This window comes from Eudoraea sp. (assembly GCF_049669105.1).
Classification (GTDB): Bacteria; Bacteroidota; Bacteroidia; order Flavobacteriales; family Flavobacteriaceae; genus Eudoraea.
This window is the reverse complement of the sequence record NZ_JBATKE010000096.1, coordinates 39,072-54,104: the sequence shown is the minus strand read 5'-3', so window position 1 is coordinate 54,104 and position 15,033 is coordinate 39,072. Positions and strand designations below refer to the sequence as shown.

Annotated in this window: 15 protein-coding genes; 5 read left to right on the top strand and 10 right to left on the bottom strand. The window is 36.6% G+C overall.

Features of this window, described 5'->3' with window-relative positions; all coding sequences use genetic code 11:
* The first annotated feature begins 191 nt into the window (after positions 1–191).
* From WBM60_RS08270 to WBM60_RS08260, 3 genes are all read left to right on the top strand, one after another.
* Positions 192–2,591, top strand: a complete 2,400-nt coding sequence (locus WBM60_RS08270; protein WP_424282953.1) for a glycogen debranching protein — start codon at positions 192–194, stop codon at positions 2,589–2,591.
* Positions 2,592–2,653: 62 nt separating this feature from the next.
* Positions 2,654–3,130 carry a regulatory protein RecX gene (locus WBM60_RS08265; protein ID WP_424260202.1) on the top strand — a complete coding sequence of 159 codons (477 nt, stop codon included), beginning with the start codon at positions 2,654–2,656 and terminating at the stop codon, positions 3,128–3,130.
* Positions 3,131–3,221: 91 nt separating this feature from the next.
* On the top strand, positions 3,222–3,881 hold the full coding sequence (locus tag WBM60_RS08260) for a sterol desaturase family protein (protein WP_424260204.1): 660 nt from the start codon (positions 3,222–3,224) through the stop codon (positions 3,879–3,881).
* A 9-nt stretch (positions 3,882–3,890) separates the two neighbouring features.
* On the opposite strand, the gene WBM60_RS08255 is transcribed toward WBM60_RS08260, so the two are convergent.
* The 4 genes from WBM60_RS08255 to WBM60_RS08240 all read right to left on the bottom strand — a co-directional run bounded on the left by WBM60_RS08255 (position 3,891) and on the right by WBM60_RS08240 (position 8,429).
* A complete protein-coding gene (locus WBM60_RS08255) occupies positions 3,891–5,057 on the bottom strand; it encodes a hypothetical protein (RefSeq protein WP_424260206.1) in 1,167 nt (388 codons plus the stop codon).
* Between the two features lie 95 nt (positions 5,058–5,152).
* The gene (locus WBM60_RS08250) at positions 5,153–6,010 is read right to left on the bottom strand and encodes a cupin-like domain-containing protein (protein WP_424260208.1); all 858 of its coding nucleotides are present in this window, start codon (positions 6,008–6,010) and stop codon (positions 5,153–5,155) included.
* Between the two features lie 66 nt (positions 6,011–6,076).
* Positions 6,077–7,177 carry a biotin synthase BioB gene (gene bioB, locus WBM60_RS08245; RefSeq protein WP_424260210.1) on the bottom strand — a complete coding sequence of 367 codons (1,101 nt, stop codon included), beginning with the start codon at positions 7,175–7,177 and terminating at the stop codon, positions 6,077–6,079.
* An 88-nt stretch (positions 7,178–7,265) separates the two neighbouring features.
* Positions 7,266–8,429, bottom strand: coding sequence for a beta-ketoacyl synthase N-terminal-like domain-containing protein (locus WBM60_RS08240; protein ID WP_424277530.1), 1,164 nt, complete (start codon positions 8,427–8,429; stop codon positions 7,266–7,268).
* Between the two features lie 66 nt (positions 8,430–8,495).
* Here WBM60_RS08240 and WBM60_RS08235 point away from each other — a divergent pair, with 66 nt between their 5' ends.
* A complete protein-coding gene (locus WBM60_RS08235; protein ID WP_424260214.1) occupies positions 8,496–8,924 on the top strand; it encodes a cytochrome c oxidase assembly factor Coa1 family protein in 429 nt (142 codons plus the stop codon).
* Between the two features lie 15 nt (positions 8,925–8,939).
* On the opposite strand, the gene bioA is transcribed toward WBM60_RS08235, so the two are convergent.
* The 4 genes from bioA to WBM60_RS08215 form a co-directional block, all read right to left on the bottom strand.
* Positions 8,940–10,211 carry an adenosylmethionine--8-amino-7-oxononanoate transaminase gene (gene bioA / locus WBM60_RS08230; RefSeq protein ID WP_424260216.1) on the bottom strand — a complete coding sequence of 424 codons (1,272 nt, stop codon included), beginning with the start codon at positions 10,209–10,211 and terminating at the stop codon, positions 8,940–8,942.
* Between the two features lie 64 nt (positions 10,212–10,275).
* Positions 10,276–10,893 carry a dethiobiotin synthase gene (gene bioD, locus WBM60_RS08225; RefSeq protein ID WP_424260218.1) on the bottom strand — a complete coding sequence of 206 codons (618 nt, stop codon included), beginning with the start codon at positions 10,891–10,893 and terminating at the stop codon, positions 10,276–10,278.
* A gap of 6 nt (positions 10,894–10,899) precedes the next feature.
* Positions 10,900–11,280: a DUF2007 domain-containing protein gene (locus WBM60_RS08220; protein ID WP_424260220.1), complete on the bottom strand. Its 381-nt coding sequence runs from the start codon at positions 11,278–11,280 to the stop codon at positions 10,900–10,902.
* Complete coding sequence (locus WBM60_RS08215; RefSeq protein WP_424280146.1) at positions 11,277–12,449, bottom strand: aminotransferase class I/II-fold pyridoxal phosphate-dependent enzyme; 1,173 nt, start codon at positions 12,447–12,449, stop codon at positions 11,277–11,279. Before WBM60_RS08215 ends, WBM60_RS08220 begins: the two co-directional genes overlap by 4 nt.
* Positions 12,450–12,509: 60 nt before the next feature.
* Between WBM60_RS08215 and WBM60_RS08210 the strand changes: the two genes are divergently transcribed.
* Positions 12,510–13,043, top strand: coding sequence for a GNAT family N-acetyltransferase (locus WBM60_RS08210; RefSeq protein WP_424277531.1), 534 nt, complete (start codon positions 12,510–12,512; stop codon positions 13,041–13,043).
* Positions 13,044–13,092: 49 nt separating this feature from the next.
* Here WBM60_RS08210 and WBM60_RS08205 read toward each other — a convergent pair whose 3' ends face one another.
* Together WBM60_RS08205 and atpD are read right to left on the bottom strand one after the other, a co-directional pair.
* The gene (locus WBM60_RS08205) at positions 13,093–13,371 is read right to left on the bottom strand and encodes a F0F1 ATP synthase subunit epsilon (protein ID WP_424260226.1); all 279 of its coding nucleotides are present in this window, start codon (positions 13,369–13,371) and stop codon (positions 13,093–13,095) included.
* A 16-nt stretch (positions 13,372–13,387) separates the two neighbouring features.
* A complete protein-coding gene (atpD, locus tag WBM60_RS08200) occupies positions 13,388–14,896 on the bottom strand; it encodes a F0F1 ATP synthase subunit beta (protein ID WP_424260228.1) in 1,509 nt (502 codons plus the stop codon).
* Between the last annotated feature and the right edge of the window lie 137 nt (positions 14,897–15,033).

Sequence of the window (15,033 nt, the reverse complement as noted above, 5' to 3'; positions counted from 1 at the left end):
ACGGCAAAAATATTACATAAAAAAAAGCGACTTCCAAAACGGAGTCGCTTTTTTTTTTATATAGGGAACCGTATCAAAAAACACTCCTTATCAATAATATGTTTCGCCCTATAATTTGAAAATCTGTTTTATTGAATTATAACCGTTATTCATAAATTTGTTGCTAATAGGCTTTAGTCAAAACCAAAATCATGAAAAATCTGACCAGTATAATTTTGCTGCTATTTTTACTTATTATTTCTTGTACCCACACTCCTGACAATGACAATTTTTCGGAAATAATTAAAGACAGCCCCTTTATAAATGGTAAAATTGACTATTTAAATTCTCCATATGTTACAGCCGGGGATAGAGTATATATGGTGGGTCACCAAAATGGGTCATTCCCTGATTTGGGATGGCATGTTAAAGGCGAAATGGGCGGTATCTGGGATCACCCGATAAAATTAATGGACGGGTTTGAGGTAAGGCTGGATTGGCGAGATCAAAGTTTAAAATTGGATTCAGCAACTTCTTTTGTCAACTATCCATATGCCAATAAACATACCTATAATCTTAGTGAAAATAACCTACAAATTGAACGCTTTCAATTTGTGCCTGATGGCAAGGAAGGGCTTCTGATTCAATATAAATTGAAAAGCCTATCAGAAAAAACACAAAATTTTGACTTTATATTCAGCGGATTTTCCGATTTAAGACCTGTTTGGCTTGGAGAGCGAACAGGGATGATAGATAGTGAAGACAAGGCAGAATTTCTAAAGAATTCCGGTGCATGGCTTATAAAGGACAACAAAAATCCATGGTATGTGATTTTCGGCTCACATATGCAACCATCTGAATACAGTTTTGAAAAAAGTATTCATCATGGCCTGGGAGTATCAGGTAATTTGACCTATAAAATTTCCCTGGAACCCAATGAAATTAAAATAATAAATTTTACCATAGCCGGTTCTTATCAATCCAAAGAACAAGCATTAACTACTTATGATTCCATTCAAAATAAAAGTACCCATTACCTTATATCAAAAAAACAACGGTATAGTCAATTAGCAGAACAATCCAAGCTGACAATTCCCGACAAGGAATTGCAAAAGGCATTTGAATGGCTAAAATATAATTGTGATTGGTTAATTAGGGATGTTCCTGAAATTGGAAGAGGAATAACTGCAGGAATTCCTGATTATCCATGGTGGTTTGGGGTAGATAGTGAATATGCCTTACAAGGTTATATGGCTATTGGTCAATCAGATATCGTTTATCAAACAATTCATCTCCTGGATAGTGTTTCCAAAGCAGTTAATGGCAATGGCAGAATCCTTCACGAAATGTCTACAAATGGTGCTGTCTTTAACAAGGGAAATATTAACGAAACTCCGCAGTTTGCATCATTAATATGGCAGATATATCTATGGAACGGAGATTTACAATTTTTGGAAAAGTATTTCCCAACAGTTAAGAAAGGACTAAACTGGTTAATGTCTGAAAATGATTCTAACAAAAATCTTTTCCCCGATGGTTTCGGTATGATGGAAATACACGGCCTTGATAGTGAAATGATAGATGTAGCTGTTTATACCCAAAGAGCTTTTGCTGATGCTTCTAAAATGGCTAAAGAACTAAGAGAGGATTCATTAGCCTCAGATTATGGGAAAATAGCGCGCACTTTAAAAGACAAAATTAATATAGACTTTTGGTCTGAAGATTTTAACTCTTATGCAGACTTTATTGGAACAGATAAACAGGCTTTACATTTAATAGATGATGCAATAATAAGAGCAGACACCCTAAACAAGCCGTGGGCAATTGAGGAATTAGAAGAGACTAAAAAATCTATCATTAGGAACCCTTCTAAGGAACTAAGGCCATTTGTTCTGCATCATAACTGGGTAGTAAATACGCCAATGGAAATGAAAATCGCAGAGAATGATAAAGCAATAAAAGCGCTTCAAACATCTGAGAATTTTGTAAATCCTTTCGGTGTTTTTGTAACAGGTATAGACAGAGATGCTTCCGCAGGTTCTGATGACGGTTCCTTTAAAGGAAGTAAAATCTTTTCATATACAGGTGCAGTAATGACCCTTCCAACTGGTGTTCTGGCAATTGCAGAAAATAATTATGGAAGGCCCAATAATGCATTGAATTATCTTAAACGGATGACCCGCACATTTAGTTATGCCCTTCCAGGAAGTATTTATGAGGTTTCCCCAGATTATGGAATGATTACTCAAGCTTGGAATATCTATAGTTTTGCAATTCCAATAATTCATCAATTTTTCGGAATCAGACCCACGGCATCAGAAAAAAAGGTGCAGATTATGCTTCAAATGCCCGATGAATGGAATTCAGCAACTTTAGAAAATGTAATTATCGCAGAAAACAAAATTTCTGTTTTCTTTGAGAAAAAAGATAAAATAACCACCGTAAAAGTAACTCAAACAGAAAATGACTGGACATTGGAAATAGTGCTTCCAAAAATAGAAAATGGAAATTACGAGATAGTAAAAGGTAATGCAGAAATAACCACCACTGAAAATCAAATATTCTATCTTTCCAAAGACCCGGTCATTGAAGTTAAAACAGCCTCTGAATAATAATTGTAAAAATATGGATCTGTGTATAGCCTCTTAATAAAACTGTTATCATTGTCCTCATTATGAATTATTCTCAAAAATCTTATTCGATTAATGAAGCCAAAAAAAAGGCAGAAAGGTATTGCGCTTATCAGGATCGTTGCCATTTGGAGGTTATAACGAAATTACGTTCAATGCGAATGATTCCGGAGGCGATAGATCTTATAACCACTCATTTAATTCAAAATGATTTTTTAAATGAAGAACGATTTTCCAGGAGTTACGCCAGAGGAAAATTTAATGTAAAAAATTGGGGCAAAGGAAAAATCGTTGCAGAATTGAAACGACGAAACATATCAAAATTCAACATAAAACTGGCTTTGGAAGAGATAGATGAAGAAGATTATGTGCAAAAATTAGACTTGATAGCCCGAAAGAGATTAACACAAATTAAAGAACAGAATCTGCAAAAAAGGAGAAAAAAGTTGGCTGACTATTTATTATACAGGGGTTGGGAAATAAATTTGGTTTATTCAAAAATTACTGAACTTATATCCTAGAATATCAAATTTTCAATTTTTAATCGTTCCTAGAACAAAACACTTGTATTTAGGGCTGTATTTCGTAACTTTGCCGCTTAAATTAAATGATATGAAGCCAAAAGTTACAACAGAGTTTCATCACGGTCAGGCAAGAATATTCAAAAACCCGTTTTTGGAAAGTCTTACCAAAACAAATCCAACTCAAAATATCATTGTTTATGGACTTACCATCATTGCAATGATTTCCTTTACTTATATAAAAATAGGTTTATCTCCTATAGAAATTATAGGCCTTTTTATTACTGGTGTTTTCTTTTGGACATTTGCGGAATATATGTTACATCGCTTTGTTTTCCATTGGGTTACGGAAGCAAAATGGTCTCAGCGTTTTCATTTTGTTATGCATGGTTCACACCACCATTATCCGAGAGATGAAGAACGCTTGTTAATGCCTCCCGTTCCGGGCTTAATTATGGCAAGTGTTTTATTTCTTCTCTTTTATTCTATTTTCTGGGTGCTTGGAATATCTCAATTGTCCTTTGGTTTTTTTCCTGGATTTTTCACAGGTTATTTAATGTATTCATTTGTTCACAGGGCCACACACATCATGCGACCTCCAAAGAGATTCAAGAATTTATGGCAGCATCATAGTCTGCACCATTACAGATATCCTGATAAGGCCTTCGGTGTATCAAATACTTTTTGGGATAAAGTCTTTGGAACTATGCCTCCTGCTAAGGTAAAAGGGAAAAAAGAAGAATTGGCATAACTTAGAATTCTATTTTATTGCCTTCATTCTTTCGAAAGGTTTTGTTCTATCAAATAAGTATCTATAAGTGGTATGTATTTTACATATCTCACCTCCTACCTGCTTAACTACAATAATCATTTTTCTATTAAAATCACCAATTCCATTAATTTCAATAACTTCATATTGGTTGGATAGACTTTTAGCCATGTTATGAAATGCATGTATTATTCCGCCGTCCAGTCCTTTCCCCTGATGTGCCGGTACAACGCCAAATACAAATCCCAACATTTTTTTATTTCTTTTGCGCCACTTATGCCAAACAAATTTTAATTTCCCTATAAGATCTAACTTTCCGTTGACATATTTGAACCATTGATTTACTTCTGGAATATTTATGTAGAAGGCTACCGGTTCTCCCTTATAATAGGCAAACCAAATTATTTTTTCATCAATAATTGGCTTCAATTTATTCATCAGTAAATGCCCTTGTTCCCTGGATATGGCCGAAACTCCCTCATGATTAACCCATGCCTTGTTGTACATATCAATTATACTATCTGTTTGTTCTTCAAACTTTTCCATGTTAAAATGTTCAAACGAATAATCGGGATTACTGTTTACAATGGTGGCCTTTCGTTCTAATCTTGGATTCACATCTTCCTTTATTACTTTTAAAAAGGTATAGTGCTCAAAATAGGTCTGGAAACCATAATTTTCAAAAAGTGCCTTATAATAAGGAAAATTGTAATTGCATTGATAATTGGGTTCCAGTTCATACCCTTTGGTTAAAAGACCCCACCATTTGTCTCTTGCGCCAAAATTTATTGGTCCATCCATAAACTCAACGCCCTGGTCTAATAACCACTTTTTACTTACATCGAACAATATATTAGCAGCATTTTGATCATTAATACATTCAAAAAAACCTACCCCGCCAAAGGAATCAGTTTCACCCTTTGCAGAGGTTTTTCTTAAAATAAAAGCCGCAATACGACCGACAATTTTATCATCATTTAATAAAAGCCATCGGACACAGTTACCGCGTTCAAAGTTTTTATTGACTACAGGATCAAAAATATCTGCAATATCCTTATCTAGAGGTCTTATATATTGTTTTTGATTTTTGTAAAGATCAACTGGGAAAGAAACGAATCTTTTACAATCGCGGTGGGACTTTACTTCGACAAGATGCATTAAATACAATTAAAAGAAATGTAAACATAATCATAAATCGAAAGAAAAGATAAAGTGGTCATCAATTTTTATTTTAACAGCTTTCTAATATGAAATTAAAGTAATATCCTATTCGTCCTTTTTATTGCCTGGTCATTTTTCCAGTCAATCCATTGTTGCCCTCTAATTCTTCGCATCAGATTATCAAAATGTCTCATAAAAAAGACATTGTATACTGCTTTACTAAGATTTTTGGAGCTATGAGCAATCCCTCGTAAGCTCATTGAAAACCCGGGCGTTATATATTTCATATAATGCCAAAAACCTTCCGGTATATAGAGGACTTCTCCATGATTTAATTGGGTCCTAAATCCGCTGGCGTATTGCAAGGCGGGCCATTCGTCTAAATTTGGGTTAGAAAAATTTATACTTTCGTGCGTAATTAGTGAATGAGGTACTTTATAGAGAAATTTATTTTCAGTTTGGGAAAAAAGGATACATTCCTTTTTACCTTCGAAATGAAAATGGAAAATATTGGCAAGATCAATATCATAATGCATAAAAGTATGCGAATCCTTTCCTCCAAAAAACAACATTGGAAGACCTTTCATTAAGCGCAAACCAAAATCAGGATAAGAGAAATCTTTTTGGAGTTGTGGAGCTTCCTTGATTAAATTCCATAAAAATATTCTGTATTTCGTTGGTTGCTGTCGAATAAGATCTATGTAATCTGCCATCTTCATTTTGGCATGAGGCTCATTAAATCCATCCTTATAATCAACAGGCCTGTCGTCATACAGAGGCACTGTTATATCACCTGCGACCTGTTTCATATAATCAAAATTCCATTTAGAATAGGCCGGCCAATCTGTTATGAATTTTTCAATTACAACAGGTTTTTGAGGCTTATAATAGTTTTTTATAAAGTCCTCCCTGCTAATAGTTTTTACTCTTGGTATATCCTTTAAATGCAAAATCTAAGAGGTATATTAAATTTGAAAGTCGAAAAACCTAATAAAGGTTTCATGGTAATGATCTTGCTATGACAGGCTTCCTGGATTGGATTTCGCCTTTGCAAGTTCATTGCGCTCTATCTTATGTTCCGGTCTTGACCATTTTGGCTTTTCACCAATTGGTTGCAACTTCGATTCATTAGCTTCAACCGTCTTTGGTTGTGGTGCCTTAACAAATGGTTTTTGCGGAATAAGGCCTAATTGTTCAAACATATCCAAATCTTCATTTACATCAGGATTCGGGGTTGTCAACAGCTTATCACCGGCAAAAATCGAGTTGGCTCCTGCAAAAAAGCACATTGCCTGTCCTTCCCTGGTCATTTCTGTTCTGCCGGCGGATAATCTTACCTGGGTTTTAGGCATAACAATTCGGGTTGTAGCAACCATCCTTATCATATCCCAGATAGAAATAGGGTCAATGTCCTCCATGGGTGTACCTTCTACAGCTACCAGTGCATTAATAGGTACAGATTCCGGTTGAGGATTTAACGTAGATAAGGCTACTAGCATTCCTGCTCTGTCTTCTAATCTTTCGCCCATCCCAATAATACCTCCACTGCAAACAGTTACGTTGCTTTTCCTGACATTTTCAATAGTTTTTAATCTATCGTCGAAAGCCCTTGTTGATATTACATCCTTATAATAATCTTCAGATGTGTCCAGGTTGTGATTATAAGCATAAAGACCGGCTTCTGCCAATCGCCTTGCCTGATTTTCCGTTAGCATTCCTAACGTACAACAAACCTCCATATCCAGTTTATTGATGGTTCTTACCATTTCTAAAACCTGTTCAAATTCATGGCCGTCCTTTACATTACGCCACGCAGCTCCCATGCAAACTCTTGAACTTCCGGATTCTTTAGCCCGCAATGCTTGCGCCTTTACCTGCCGAACAGTCATCAAGTCATTGTTTTCAATATTTGTATGGTAACGTGCTGCCTGGGGGCAATAACCACAATCTTCAGGACAACCTCCGGTCTTAATGGAAAGTAAAGTAGATACCTGCACCGTATTCGGATCGTGAAACCTGCGATGTTCTGTGGCTGCTTCGTATAATAATTCCATCAAGGGTTTATTATATATTTCAAGAATCTCCTGTGTTGTCCAGTTATGTCGTTCTGCACCCATATGTAAGAATTTTATATAAACATCAAAAATAATCTTTAATCCGTAAAAAAAAGATAAATCAAATCTTAATTGTTGTGATCTTACCAGCTCAGTTTTTGGGGTTTTTCAATAAAATACTAACCGCATTTCCACCAAAGCCTACCGCATTTATAAGTACTCTGTTTATTTTCTGAGGTGGATTAAACTTCATAAAAGGAACCCCTGAAAATCTTTGATGCTGCAACATTAAAATAGCCATTTCTATGCTTAGCATTCCGGATGCACCAAAAGTATGTCCTACTTTCCATTTGTTTGTGGTAAGAGCGGGTTTGGAATTTCCGAAAACCTTCTGAATTGCAGCAAATTCTGCTGTATCCCCTTTTATAGTTCCCGGGGCATGCATGACAATAATATCAACTTCTTTACGATCTAGACCTCCTAAAGCCATAAGCATTGAATCTTGCAGACACTGAGCTTCTGCGGAAAGAGAAATATTATGTTCTAATGATTCTGTGGCAAATCCGAGACCTTCTATTATAGCAAGTGCGTTTTTCCCAATTCCAAATTCCAGACATGCAGCACCTGCCCCTTCACCCAGGACCATCGAGTTTTTTCCTTTATCAAGGTCAAGAGCTCTGCAGGGGTATTCGCTATTATCTTCCTGAGCATATATTTTTAAAGCCCTCATCTGAGCAATAGTAAAAGAGGTCAATGGTGCTTCACTGCCTCCTACAAGAAATTTTTCTGCCATGCCGCTTCTAAGCCATGCCACGCCATTTAAAATCGCATGCAGTGCTGTAGAACAAGTAATAGAGTGTGAAATGTTGGGGCCCTTTGACTTAAGATCATGGGCTATCCAAGAAGAAATATTTCCCAATGTGGTGGTCGGAGATGTTAAAACAGCGGTAGAACCCTTACGCAAAAACTCATTGTGATACTTTTCAAAAAGCCCTGTAGCACCGCGAGAGGAACCAATATTAACTCCAAAATTTTCATTTTCTCCCCAGCCTGCATATGCAACTGCTCGCCTGGCTGAAGAAATACCATAAAGGACACTATCATCCAGATTCTGATACTTGGAATTACTATTTCTAAGTATCTCTATTTCTAATCTTCCAGATTCTGACAAGGAACCTACCCATGCAGGCATATCACCAAAAGTCACTTTTTTAAAAAGATGATTTTCATGTTGATAACTGGCCCAAATATCCTCTTCATTATTCCCCAAAGGGGAAATGGAAGCAATTGATGTAATAGTAATAGGTTGAGCCACGGCATTCTTATTTAGAGTAAAAATAAAAGTTCTTACCTTGAATGTATAAAAACAATATGAAAAACAATGAACAATGAATTGTTGCCTGAACAGGGCTGGTGGAAACGAAATTGGTCATGGGCTGTCCCAGTAGGTGGGTGTTTGACTGTTCTGATAATTATAGGGGTTTCTATTGGTTCTATTTTTTTTGGAGTTACTTCTATGCTGGAAGATTCGGTCCCTTTGGAATACGCTCTTGAAAAAATCAACGCGGACCCTAACATCGTTGAACAAATGGGTTCTCCTATAGAAAAAAACGGAATAATTCAAGGGGAATTTAATTGGATCGATGATGAAAAAAATGCTAATATGAAAGTTCCTGTTAAGGGGCCTAAGGATACCGGGACTTTATTTATTAAAGCTACTGCTATAGGCGATAATTGGACCTATCATGAAATTAGGGTCGTTATACAGGATAATGAAGAGCTAAACCTCCTGGACGAAGAATGGGACTAAGGTTTTTTGTAAATCCTAAACTTCCGAATCCAACGCAAGTTCAATGATATCATATACCCGTTTTAACTGAGATGCAGTAATGGTATATGGTGCCAAAATATAGATTGTATTCCCTAATGGCCGCAAGAACACACCATGCGCCATAAAAAAATTAAACAAACGGTCACGTAATCTACCATAACGTTCCATTTTAATATTCAAGTCCAGTGCAAAGATGATTCCGCATTGACGAATTTCAGCCACCTTCGGATGTCCCTTAATTTTCAATCCAAACTCCTGATGAGATTTAATGACTCGCCGGATGTCTATTTGAATTTGTTCAGAGCGAAGTAATTCAATGCCAGCCAAGGCCGCCACACAAGCTAATGGATTTGCAGTATAGGTATGGCCATGGAAAAGTCCTTTAGCAATATCAGTGCTATAAAATGCGTCATAGACCTGCTGAGTGCATGAAGTTACACCCATAGGCATTAAACCGGCAGTAAGTGCTTTAGAAAGGCATATAATATCTGGCTTAACAGGTAAATGATCTGAGGCAAAATTCTTTCCCGTCTTACCAAATCCGGTCATGACCTCATCTGCAATTAGCAGGACCTGATGTTTTTTAAGCAATTCAATAATCATATTCAAGCCTTCTGCATCATGCATCTTCATAGCGGCTGCTCCCTGTACCAGAGGCTCATAGATAAATCCCGCTATATCGTTTTGACTAAGTCTTTCCGTTAGCTGAAGTAAAATATCTCCCACATTCTCTTTTGTTGGGGTCAGAATACGTTCTACTTTAATAAAATAATCTTCAAACGGACCATTATAAACGGAAAGTCCGGAGACGGACATAGCCCCAAACGTATCTCCATGAAAGCCCTCCTCAAAAGCCAGAAGTACTTTTCGTTTATTACCCTGATTATAATGATATTGTAAGGCCATTTTAATTCCAACCTCTGTAGCTGTAGAGCCATTGTCTGAAAAGAATATTTTCTGCTGATTAGAAGGTAATATATTTATTAACTCTTCTGATAACCTAATTGCTGGTTCATGGGTAAAACCACTAAATACTACCTGATCGAGTACTGCCATTTGGTGTTTTACCTTTTCAAGGATATATTCATTGCAATGTCCGTACATTGAAGTATACCAGGATGCAATACCATCTATGTATTCACCACCGTTTTCGTCGTACAGGATAGCCCCTTTCGCCTTTACTATACCCAGCATATCAGAATTAAGTTTATGCTGCGTAAGCGGGTGCCATATATGCTTTTTATCTCTCTCCGTTAAGTTTTTCAATATTTCAGATTATAATTGTCAGTTTTAATGACTGACCTTTGATTAAACTTAATCATAATAACACTCAAAGTGTTTTCAGCATTGGATAGAATTTAGCAGCATATTGTTTAATGAGGTGTTTATCAAAGTTAGTTTCCTCTTCAATCCTGCCCAATACCTTTACCCCTGTCTTTCTAATTATGATGCCTTCGGTGCTTGGATGTTCTTTGCCACTGAATATAACAGCCACGTTAAACCCTTTTTGCTTTAAACTTTCAATGGTTAACAATGAATGGTTAATACTTCCTAAATAATGCCTCGAAACTACTATTACCTGATAATTTTCTTTGATGATATCTAAAATGGTATCCTGTTCGTTTAAAGGGACCATTAAACCGCCTGCTCCTTCAATTACAAGATGATTTGTTGTTTGTGGCTCTATAATTTGGGTTATATCAATTGTAAGATTATCTATTTCTGCAGCCGCATGAGGACTCATTGGCGTTTTTAGGGCATAACTGTTCTGGTGGACCACGGTCTTCTTATTGGAAATCAATTCTTTGATCTTATGACTGTCCGAATGTTCAAGATCGCCTGCTTGTACAGGTTTCCAGTAATCTGCTTCCAAAGCCTCTGTGATAATCGCCGAGGCAATGGTCTTCCCGACATCCGTTGAAATACCGGTAACAAATATTCGCTTCATAGTACTTTACGGTTGGGTAATCATATTACACTTCAGACATTTATATTTCTTCTTTTCAAAAAATGGAAACAGCTTATTAATTATGCCCTTTCTGCTATAGTATACTTCAGATCTTTGTGCTTTACAATTTGGGCAGGTAATTAGATTTCCTTTGCTGTCCAGAGCATAACTTCTTATCTCATTATATATATTCAAAGCCCTGTCCTTATCCTTTGAGTAAACCTGCAACTTTACCCCACCAATAGCCTGACTTATCAAAGGATCTGTATTTATAGTGTTTTCGTCCTTTAAAAATACCCGAATGCCTTCAGACTCCAGTTTCCCTTTTATAATTTGTACATCAGCAGCATACTCAAATGCACCAAGCGTATAAAATTCCTGATTCATATCTTTTTAATTGCAAGTACTAATTGTTGTAATATAATGCAAATATCCTCTTTTGAATTAAAGCTATGCAAACAAAAACGTAAACGTTCCTCTCCTTCAGGCACGGTAGGAGATAGAATAGGCCTAAGGTCGAATGAATTTTTTTGGATTTCTTGCGCTATTTGCTTTACTTCATTATTTCCTTTAACAATACATGAATGAATGGCCGAGGAACTGGGAATAAATAAAGAAGAAATACCTAGAAGCTCCTTCTCCTTATTAAACAATGCAATATTTTCATGAAGCAATTCTCTCTCTTTAAATCCTGCGGGACTTTTCATAAACTGATATGCCGCCATAACAGTTGCTACAGAATGAGGTGGCAACCCGGTAGTATAAATAAAGCTTCTTGCAAAGTTCATTAAATATTTATTCAGGTCTGCACTTCCTAAAATTGCCGCGCCATGACATCCCAGGGCCTTACCAAAAGTGATAATCCTGGCAAAAACACCTTCCTGCAATTCCAATTCCTGAACCCTGCCGCTGCCATTTGAACCAAATAAGCCAATAGCATGCGCTTCATCAACAATCAGGTGACATTTGTATTTCTGGCATAATTCGGACAATGCTTTCAGGTCTGGTGAATCTCCATCCATTGAAAAAACAGATTCTGTAACTATATAAATTTCCCTATTGCCATTATTTGTGTCTTTTTCTTGTCCTCGCAGGATTTGCGATAATAAGTCATGAAGATCGTTATGTTTAAACTTATAATTCCGGGCATTACTCATTTTAATACCATCTCTAATACTGGCATGAATAAACTCGTCGTATAATATTATATCATCTCTTTGCGGCACTGACGAAAACAGGCCAATATTTGCATCATATCCCGAATTAAAAATCAAGGCCGAATCTGCCTTGTGTAGTTCCCTAAGTAGTTTTTCCGCCTCACTAAATAAAATACTGTTTCCCGTAAGCAACCTGGAGCCGGTAGCACCATTATAATTTATTCCCTGTTCAGAAAGAATACTAATTGCCTTTTCAAAAACAATCTGATTTTGTGCAATTCCTAAATAGTCATTAGATGAAAAATCAATTCCCAAATTACCTTCTGGCAAGGTTCTAAGTGCATTGATTTTCTCCCGTTTGGTTAATTTTTTATTTAATTTTTCCGGAAAATGACCCATTTCACAAATGTAGTATATCCTATTTTTAAATAGTATATTGAATCATAGAAACTCCAAACAATGACAATTCAAATTGGCCGTGTGCAAAGCAGATTGGAATTGAAACAAATTCTGTCCCTGCAGAAAAAAAACATTCCAAAGGCATTATCTATAAAAGAAATAGAACAGGAAGGTTTTCTAACTGTAACGCATTCCTTGGACTTATTGGATCGTATGAATAGCAGATGCCCACATATTATTGCCAAGGAAAATGATGAAGTTATTGGATATGCCTTGTGTATGCATCCTAAATTTAGTGATGAAATTGATATACTAAAACCTATGTTTGAAGAAATTAATTCTGTCTTGCCCCCTGGTGAAAAATTCATGGTAATGGGACAGGTTTGTATTCAGAAAGAATATCGGAAAAAGGGAGTTTTTCAGAAGCTTTACAAGAAAATGCAAGATGTTCTCAAGATAAATTACAATTGCATTATTACTGAGGTAGATGCATTAAATAAACGTTCACTTAACGCACACTTTGCGGTTGGTTTCATCGAACTTAAGAGTTATAATTACAATGGAAGGAAATGGTGTTTATTAGCCCTGAAATAAAAAAAGCCATACAAGTTGTATGGCCTTTTTATATATTTTTCAGAATACCTTAATCCGCAAGAACTATTAATTTGTTATCATTTAATTCTATTGTTCCACTATTAATATGGAGAATAGTTTTTCCATTTGAATCTTTGGTAAACTTATCTTTATACTCCTCCTCAATCTGAATCTCTCCTTGAATCTTCACCTCCCCTTCCTGAAGTATTGAAACTATGGGAGCATGGTTGGTAAGCATCTGAAATTCCCCGTTTATTCCGGGTACGGTTACAGAAATAACTTCACCAGCAAATAATACCGCTTCAGGAGATACAATTTCTAGGTACATAATTTAAATATTCTTATTAAGCTTCAGCCAACATTTTTTCACCGGCTTCAATCGCTTCTTCAATAGTTCCTTTAAGGTTAAATGCGGCTTCAGGCAAATGATCTAATTCCCCATCCATGATCATATTAAAGCCTTTTATGGTCTCCTTAATATCAACCAGAACACCAGGTATCCCGGTAAATTGTTCAGCTACGTGGAAGGGTTGCGATAAAAATCGCTGTACTCGTCGTGCCCTGCCAACTGCTAATTTATCTTCTTCCGACAGTTCTTCCATTCCGAGAATAGCAATAATATCCTGTAATTCCTTATAGTGCTGCAGAAGTTCTTTAACCCTTTGGGCACAGGCATAATGATCTTTTCCCAAGATCTCTTCGGTAAGAATTCTGGAAGTAGAATCCAGAGGATCCACCGCCGGATAAATACCAAGTTCTGCAATTTTCCTCGACAAAACAGTAGTAGCATCTAAATGGGCAAAAGTAGTTGCAGGCGCCGGGTCTGTTAAGTCATCCGCTGGCACGTATACCGCTTGTACTGAGGTGATGGAACCTCTTTTTGTTGATGTAATTCGTTCCTGCATTGTTCCCATTTCTGTGGCAAGAGTAGGCTGGTAACCTACCGCAGAAGGCATCCTCCCTAAAAGGGCAGATACTTCTGAACCTGCTTGGGTAAAACGGAAAATATTATCAACAAAAAACAGTACATCTTTACCTTGTCCTTCTCCTGCTCCATCCCTAAAATATTCAGCAATTGTAAGACCTGAAAGTGCTACCCTTGCACGAGCTCCCGGAGGTTCATTCATCTGACCAAAAACAAACGTCGCTTTGGATTCCTTCATAACTTTCTTATCAACCTTAGATAAGTCCCATCCGCCTTCTTCCATTGAATGCAAAAAGTCATCCCCGTATTTAATGATTCCGGATTCGAGCATTTCACGTAACAAATCATTTCCTTCTCTCGTACGCTCACCAACACCTGCGAATACCGAAAGACCGCCATGACCTTTAGCAATATTATTAATCAACTCCTGAATCAATACTGTTTTCCCTACACCGGCACCACCGAATAATCCAATTTTACCTCCTTTAGCATAAGGTTCAATAAGATCTATGACCTTTATTCCTGTAAATAGAACTTCGGTAGATGTAGATAAATCCTCAAATTTTGGAGCCTCTCTATGTATTGGAAGTCCGTTTTTACCTGACTTAGGTAAATTTCCCAGACCATCAATGGCATCTCCAATTACATTAAACAGACGTCCGTAAATATCTTCCCCAACTGGCATTTGAATGGCATTTCCTGTAGATAAAACTTCCGTACCCCTGCTCAAACCATCTGTAGAGTCCATAGATATAGACCTAATTGTATTTTCCCCAGTATGTGATTGAACTTCCAATACCAAAAGAGATCCATCCTTCTTGGTAATTTCCAGGGAATCATAAATTCTTGGCAGTTCTGCGCCAGATGGAAATTCTACGTCAATAACCGGTCCAATTATCTGGGATACTCTACCTGTAACTTTAGCCATTATGCAAGTATTTATATTTAAAAATTAGCGCTCTTTAAAAACAACCTAAGATCTTATATAAATTGATTGTTTTTTCAGGCTGCAAAGATATGTTTTTCTATTTTAAATAGAAATTGTTTTGCCTTATTTTCTGGACA